Source organism: Bradyrhizobium sp. Mp27, from assembly GCF_029953005.1.
Lineage (GTDB): Bacteria > Pseudomonadota > Alphaproteobacteria > Rhizobiales > Xanthobacteraceae > Bradyrhizobium > Bradyrhizobium barranii.
In genome coordinates, this window is record NZ_JASAUS010000235.1 from 1 (window position 1) to 7,949 (window position 7,949).

The following is a 7,949-nucleotide window of genomic DNA, read 5'->3' on the forward strand; positions in this document are numbered from 1 at the left end:
GTGTCGCGCTTGATGCGGTTTCGTTCTGCGAGGATCGCCTCAGCCCTGCCGAAGTAGACATCGGCTGGCGTGAGGTTGTCGATGCTCTCATGATAGCGGACGTGATTATAGTGTTCGACGAAGGCTCCTACTTGACGCTCGAGATCACCGGGTAGGTAATAGTTGTCGAGCAGGATGCGGTTCTTCAGCGTCTGATGCCAGCGCTCGATCTTTCCCTGGGTCTGAGGATGGTACGGAGCGCCGCGCACATGCTGCATGCCCTTCTGGTCGAGCCACTCGGCCAGATCATCCGCCACGTAACTCGAACCATTGTCGCTGAGAAGCCTTGGCCAGTGCGCGACGGCGCCGTCGTCTTGTCCTCGAACTCGTTCGCGGCCTCGATCACCACATAGGCCGGGCTGGTGATGAGGTCATGCGCCTTCAGCAGCCGATAGACCGACGCCTCGGATACAAAGTACTTTCGTTCGTCGGTGAACCGCACGGCCAGCTCGCGTGGCGACAGCTCAGGTAACTCCAGCGCCAGGTCGATGATCTGGCCCCGCACATCGTCCGGGATGCGGTTCCAGACCCGGTCTGGTCGAGACCGATGATCGGCCAGCGCCTCAACGCCTCCCTCGCGGTAGCGATCATACCAGCGATAGAATGTGGCGCGCGGGATCCCGAGCTTGTCCAGTGTGCGCTTGGCCGGAAGGTGCGATTGCTCGACCAAATGGATGATCTCGGCCTTCTCTGAGGCGGGATACCTCATGCCTCGTCCTCCCCATCTCCGTTCATACTTGTTTGAACAGACGGTTCTCCAGGGGCAGATCGGCGACGGCCTCCTTCAAGGCGGCGGCCTCCCGGCGGAGGTCCTTCACCTCGCCGGAGGTCGTAGCTCGTGCCGTGTCGCCGGCCAGGCGGCGCTTGCCGGCCTCGAGAACTCCTTGGACCAGCCGTAGTACACATCGAGGCGGCAATGCCTTCTCGGCGACAAAGCTCGGAGATGTTCTCCTCGCCGCGCAATCCTTCCAGCACGATGCGGATCTTCTCTTCCGCCGAATACTGCCGGCGGTTCTGGCGCCGAATGTCCTTTCGCACTTGGTCTGCCGACGCTTTGCCCGGTCCGGATTTCTGTTTCATCTTCGCTGCTGGTGGCTACGATGAACCAGAAATCCTTCCAGGGCTGCGTCCTTACGGACACGCGAAAGGAGTTCTGGGGTAAGCCGGTCCGTGGCTGCGCCGCGGACCGGCTACAAAATGCCTTTACAAGAGCTCCTCGTGAGAGCTCAGGGGGTGGCAGGACCATTTCTGCTCATCCGGGTTCCAAACACACCAAGGCTGACCGCCGACAGCGGCGCACGCATCTTCGAAAGTCAGTTCGGTTACGCCATAATCTGAGATATCCATAGTTGTTTCCTTTCCTACAAGGCGTCAGCTGCCGCTGCCGCAACGCAGAGAATTCAAATCGCGTGCCGCGCAGCGGAGTGGCGATAGAGGCGCCAAACAGGCCTTTTTTGCCGGAGCGTATGTGAAAAGCGCGGCGGTCTCTTCGTGCCAACGTCGTCTGCTGGACATTCATGTCGCGGCGCGTATCCAGCATTCCCTTTCGTTGTGCCGACGCGCATTCCGATGTCGGCTTTCCCTCGCCGTCCCTAATTCATCTTCCGCTCGAGCCACTTCTTGATGCTGTCGCCGGCGCGTGTAGTCAGGCCAAGCCTGTTCTTTCCGGCCGTCGAGCGGTTCTTTAGTTTCAGGCAGAGCCATGCCGCAAAGTTTCTTGCCGACTTGAACCCGCGCGCATCCACGACCTTGATCGACAGCAGCTCGCAACGATCGAATCGACCCCCGAGATAGCCGGCAGCCGTTCACTCATCTCTTTACTCCGGCGGAGTTGCATGAGCTACTTGCCGACCTTTGCGATCTGGTCCTCGACGTGCGCCAGTTCTGCTGCCAGAGCGTCCACCCAGCTGCTTTGTAAAGTCGGAGACTTTGCGTCGGCCTGAATGTCGATCAGCAACCGCGAAAGCCCCTTAGGCGCGGCAAAGCCGTATTCCGCGGCGTAGCCGCGGATTGAATTGGCAAACCGGGTCCGCCTGCCGATGAACTGGTTGCGCACACGCTCCAACATTTGTGCGCCCTTGCTCGGGACTTTTGATGGGCACAAAGTTCTTACGCAGTTTCGGCCGGCTTGCCGCACGCAAATATATTGCGATCGGCATCATCGCCACTTCATGCCGGTTTGATTGCAATTCCCACGCCTAACAATGCGATGCCCGCAGGCCTCCAGAGCCACAAGCGCACGCGGCAGCGCTTGAAGAACTTCTAAACCAGCCCGCGGCTCAATTTAAGCCGCAAAACCGGCTGCTCGTTCCCATCAACGCCATGCAGCTGAAACACACTCTGGACGTATGCAAACCGACGCGAACAATCGCTTTTATGCGCCCCGACGCGTCGCACTCTGCGCCGTTCTTTGCCCAAGCCTGCCAAGCGATTTGGATTTGATCGCTCAGCTCGCCCCGCTGCTTCTTTGATGATACCGAAAGCGACCTAGTGGGGCCGCGGCGACATCCGCATTGCCGCGATGCCGAATGAACCTCTCGCGCAGCCAACCCTGAAGGCCATGGAGTCGTTTCGGGGCGTTCAGGCGACTTGAACGTTTCACCCCGCCCGCCACCACGTAGTCTTTCACCGAGATGGCTGCAGCCCAGCTGCCGCGGAATCCGCTTCAGAGCCAGCCGCACGCCCTCAGGCGCAACACGTCCGCCACGTCATCCGGCGTCTTCATCACCTGCCCCCCGTGGATCAATCCACGAGGAGCCTTCCGTGATTCGTTCCTCGTTCATTCGCTCTCTCCTCAGCTATCCAAGAAGGGGCAATTGCTCGTGACGCTGAGGGGGCATGACCTTTTGCCCCTAAGTGTTATCAAGTCCTGAGTTCGCCCCGGCTGTTGGATTTGCCCAGGTTGGGCGGTGGCAGCGACGTGAGCTGGCGGATAGCTCGAAGGCTTCCTGAAGCATGCCGTGTTCGCCCTGTTCGATTTGTCGCATTTGCAACCACAATGATGTTCGGGCGGTCTGCCGCACATTTGCTGTTTAGCATCATAAAAGCAAGGAGAGCGTTTTCTGCCGTTCCTGAGCAGTTGGCACGAGACTTGAAGTTGCTACGGGGTCGGCAGCAGTTGCTGGTCGACCACACTCACGGCTATTGAAAAGGAAACAACATGAGAAGCTATATGTCAGCTTCCGGAATTGACTCCTGAAGAAGCATGGGCAACTGCGGGAAGGAAGGTATCGCTCGGACGTGGCGCGGTTGCGGTTGGGAGGTTCGTCCCATTGAGGGCGGTGGTTGCAGCATCATTCCAATTCCTTGCCCTGAGGAGCCTAGCCCTTAATTGCAAAAGTGTCTGCAGCCTGCCTGCGGCGCCAGGCAGGCTCTTCTTCATGCCGCCCCGCGAAAGTTTCGTGCCGGACGAAAGGTCTTTGGGCGCGCCGCGGTTGAACGTTTGAGAAATTCCGTTCAACGGCTCTGTCGCGGGCGCAACGATAAGACTTCACCGGCGTGCGGGGGCTCTCAGCTGAGTGGCAGGATCGAATGCAAATCAAATACAAAGCGGCTGCTCTGGATTTGTTGTGGAGCAATCGCATGATCGCTCCACACCTCTTTTCGGGTAATCAACGAAATTGGCCGAGCAGCACCAGCGAGTGTTCCACATCTGACAAGGAGATAACAATGAAAGTCGATACGTTAGTTGGCTACCCTTAGGTGTGAAGGACAATAGCTGGCGCACCTTCCCCGTGCGTCGCTCAATCCTGATGAGTCGTTTGGCACTGCCAATCGTCGTAATCCGTGACAGGGCTGCTATGGCTGATGTAATGCTGCCTCCGGAGACGGTCTGCTACACTGCAGAGAGCATCCTATCGCGAGAATCAGGACGATCTTTGGCGATCTACAAGATAATTGTGTTGTCTGTCGTTGCGACGTTTGTGTCGCTGCCAGTCATCACCGTGACGCTGTCTGCTCAAAGTGCCGGTACCATTCGTCCCACAATCGAGAAAACTCCTCTGATAGCACCCGTCTCCGGACGAATTTCTCGTGTTCTTGCCGTCGAGAACGATCTCGTTGCACAAGGACGAGAGATCCTAGCTCTCGACGATGTGGTCATTAAGGAAAAGATCGGTGCGCTTACAGGCGAAATCCGTCTGAAGCGCGATCGTGCCAGCGACCTCCAGGCCCTGATCTCTTCCGGCGCACAGTCCGACGCCCCAGTCCGCCTCCGCTCGGAGTTCGCCACGGCCGAGCGCCTGCATTTTCTCAACCTGTTGCGGGAGAACCAATATGCCCGCAGCAACGCCGCGGCAGAACTCGAGCGCGCTCAGCGACTCGTCGCGGTTGCTGCAGCGCCCACCAAGGCGGTTGAAGAAAAGGCTTTCGCGTTGCAGAGCCTCGAGGTGAAGGGCGAGATCCTCGTCCGGAGCAAATCCGCCGAATGGAATCAGCAGCTCTTCGATACAAACCTCCGCCTTCAGGAACTCACCGCCAGCTTGCACCAACTTGAGAACGAACGCGACTTGACCCAGATTCGCGCTCCCGTGTCCGGCGCACTCGAGCAATTCAACGGCGTCACCCCAGGCAGCTACGTCCAGGCGGGGCAAACTGTCGGTTGGGTCTCGCCCGACGGCGAACTGGTGGCGGATATCTACGTTTCGCCCAAAGACATCGGCTTCGTGCAGCCTGGCCAGGCGGTGAGGCTCCAGGTCGATGCCTTCAACTACAATCAATGGGGGATGATTGACGCGACAGTGCTAGACGTCGCGCAGGACTTTACCCTGCAGGAGAAGAGCCCGGTCTTCAAGGTTCGCTGCGCGCTTTCTCGCAGTTACCTCGAGCTCACAAATGGCATCATTGGTCATCTGAAGAAAGGCATGACGGTGAGAGCCCGTTTTCTCGTGGCGGAGCGCACTCTGCTGCAACTTCTCTACAATGAGATTGACGATTGGCTCAACCCGGTCCTAGCGGCTCGTTAATTATCCATTCCAAGAAGCCGGTGAGCCGCCATGTTGGGTCAAATCATCAAAGTCAAGCAGCGCGACATCACGGATTGTGGGGCTGCCAGCCTCGCTTCCGTTGGAGCCTTCTACGGTTACAAGTTGCCATTGTCGCGCATTCGCCAGTATGCGTCGACGGACCAATCGGGCACCACCGTGTCGGGTCTTCTGCTAGCGGCTCATCAGCTGGGGTTCATTGCCAAGGGCGTCAAGGGCGGCTTCGACAGCTTGTACAAGATCCCCAAGCCGGCCATCGCGCATGTGATCATCAAGGATGTCTTGCACCACTTCGTAGTGATCCAGGCGATCGACACGAGGTGGGTCACCGTCATGGACCCCGCGTACGGCGAAATCCGCAAGCTATCGCATGAAGAATTCAAGAGGCAATGGACTGGCGTCCTGGTGCTCCTGGTTCCGGCCGACACCTTCAAGCGCCGCGATGAGACCACCTCACCTCTTCTCCGCTTCGCCCGGCTGCTTGCATCGCACAAAGCGGCGCTAACGCAGGCTCTCGTCGGCGCACTGGTAACCACCCTCCTGGGGCTGTCGACAGCCATTTACGTCCAGAAGATCGTCGACCACGTGATCACAGCGGGCAACCGCAATTTGCTCAATCTCATGAGCGTCGTGATGCTGCTGATCCTGGTGCCGCAGATCGTAATCAACCTGCTCAGAAACCGGCTAGTCCTGCAAACAGGTCAGAAGATCGATGTCTGCTTGATCCTCGGCTACTACAATCACATCCTAAGCCTACCACAAAAATTCTTCGACAGCATGCGCATGGGAGAAATCGTCTCCCGGATGAATGATGCGGTGAAAATCAGGAGCTTTCTGAACGACGTCTCGATCACCATGTTCGTCAACATGCTGGTCATACTGTTCTCGTTCGGCCTGATGTTCATCTACTCGTGGAAGATCGCCTTGGTCGTGGCTATCTCCATCCCACTATATGTCTTAGTCTATTGGACCGTTAACCGACTCAATAGGAAGCGCCAGCGCGCGATCATGGAGAATGCCGCCGAACTGGAGGCGCAATTGGTTGAATCACTCGGAGCTGTTTCCACGGTCAAGACTTTCGGCGTGGAGAGCTTCGCTTGCCTTAAGATGGAAACTCGCTTTGTCAAGACCCTGCAATCGGTCTACAGCTCCGGCCTCATCTCGATCGTCGGAGACAATGCTTCTACCTTTCTCTCAACTCTCTTCACAATCCTGCTAATGTGGTTTGGCGCGACGCTTGCTATGGATCAGGCCGTGACTCCGGGTGAGTTACTTTCCTGCTACGCACTGCTCGGCTATATCACCCGGCCTGTCGCCAACCTGATCCAAACCAACAGAATCGTTCAGGACGCGTTTATCGCGGCGGATCGCCTGTTCGAGATTTTCGACCTTGAGCCGGCACGCAGCGGCGGTATTGATGCCACCAAATCCGAGCTTGGTGATATCCGCCTGGAGAACGTCACCTTCCGCCATGGCTCGCAGCCGAAGCTCTTTGATGATCTTAACCTCACCTTTCGTCGAGGTGAAATGACGGCCGTGGTGGGAGAAAGCGGCTCAGGCAAGAGCTCCCTTGCGGCGCTGCTGCAGAACGTCTACCCGCTCGAAAGCGGCCGCATTCGGATCGGTCCCTATGACCTTAAAGACTTCTCGACCGTATCCTTGCGTAGGGTTATTGCTTCGGTACCGCAGTCGACGGACGTATTCTCAGGCTCGCTGATCGAGAACATCGCGCTCGGCGAGTTCGAACCGGAGATCGACAGGATCATGAAGGTCTGCGATCAAACTGGGCTGCGGGAGGCGATCGAGAATTGGCCGGGAGGCTTCCAGGCCTATCTAGGCGAAAACGGCGTACGGCTCTCTGGCGGCGAAAAGCAGCGCCTTTCGTTGGCCCGAGCTCTGTATCGGGATCCGGACATCCTGATCCTTGACGAGCCTACCTCTTCTCTGGACTCCGTTGCCGAAGCCACCATTCACCAGCTCCTTGATGATTTGCGTGGCGCCGGCAAGACCATCGTGGTCATCTCTCACCGACCCAGCACCATCCGCACTGCCGAGAAGCTTGTCATGTTACACAAGGGGCGGATCGTTGCTGAAGGCAGGCATACTGATCTGCTGGGTGAAGCCGCTTACCTTCGCTTGTGGCAGACGCAAACAGGGGTCAGCTAGAGTTGCAGAATTTGCTGTGACCTCCTCCGAATGAGTGGACACCTGTAGTAGGCTCATTGAGCCCGGAGGTGTCGAATGGAACGTCAACGTCGATCATTCACCGAAGAGTACTGACCTGGCCTGGCGCGCACTGCGTGGACGCCCCTCCAATCTGCCGAGCTTCGCATCCGGGCCATGCTCGCGCGGCATCCGATACCGACAGCCAAGATCGTCCAACATTATTTCGCTCCCGTGAGCGATTGATTACGCGCGAAGAACCGGATGCGGGTAATTCGCTCGTCCGGGTCTGAGAGGAGCGGGGATGGCAACATTCCCCGCCTCCAGTTGCGGTCCTTCGTTGCGGCGCGTCGTAAAGCTCGCCGCAGCGCCACGACCATTCCCTATGACGCACGAGAGGCTGCGCCAATCATCATCTTCAACGGAGCACACCTATAACCACGCCAACACCTGTAGCTGCACCGATAATGGCTCCTACTCCGGCAATTATTGCCACAATCGGCCAAAACCCTCCCGCGGTCGAAGATGATTCTTCAGGCGATAGTTCGGTTACACCGAGCTATGGCGGAATCTGGGTGATGACGGTGTGAGGAAGGCGGCGTATCGAGGCGGGTGACGAGCCTGCCAGAACCTCTCGAGGAGAGCGATACGCCATGACCCCCGCGGGTCACTTCAAATTCCTCCGGGTGTGGTCAGTCAAATTCCTCCACCCGCGAGGCAGGACAAGGGACTGTTAGTTTGAGTTTGTTTCCCGGGCAAGAGCTT

The 7,949-nt window shown here is 57.8% G+C and carries 3 protein-coding genes and 2 pseudogenes; 2 read left to right on the forward strand and 3 right to left on the reverse strand.

Annotation, left to right across the window (positions count from 1 at the left end):
- The 3 genes and pseudogenes from QJT78_RS46335 to QJT78_RS46345 form a co-directional block, all read right to left on the reverse strand.
- Positions 1-1,119: pseudogene (locus QJT78_RS46335) on the reverse strand (transposase); the annotation flags it as partial.
- A 760-nt stretch (positions 1,120-1,879) separates the two neighbouring features.
- On the reverse strand, positions 1,880-2,107 hold the full coding sequence (locus QJT78_RS46340; RefSeq protein ID WP_018273891.1) for a hypothetical protein: 228 nt from the start codon (positions 2,105-2,107) through the stop codon (positions 1,880-1,882).
- A gap of 197 nt (positions 2,108-2,304) precedes the next feature.
- Positions 2,305-2,417: pseudogene (locus QJT78_RS46345) on the reverse strand (IS110 family transposase); the annotation flags it as partial.
- Between the two features lie 1,500 nt (positions 2,418-3,917).
- Here QJT78_RS46345 and QJT78_RS46350 point away from each other — a divergent pair.
- Both QJT78_RS46350 and QJT78_RS46355 read left to right on the forward strand, forming a co-directional pair.
- The gene (locus QJT78_RS46350; RefSeq protein ID WP_018273889.1) at positions 3,918-5,003 is read left to right on the forward strand and encodes an HlyD family efflux transporter periplasmic adaptor subunit; all 1,086 of its coding nucleotides are present in this window, start codon (positions 3,918-3,920) and stop codon (positions 5,001-5,003) included.
- A gap of 30 nt (positions 5,004-5,033) precedes the next feature.
- Positions 5,034-7,187 (forward strand): peptidase domain-containing ABC transporter, encoded by a 2,154-nt coding sequence (locus tag QJT78_RS46355; protein WP_038945610.1) that lies wholly within the window; start codon positions 5,034-5,036, stop codon positions 7,185-7,187.
- The last annotated feature ends 762 nt before the right edge of the window (positions 7,188-7,949 follow it).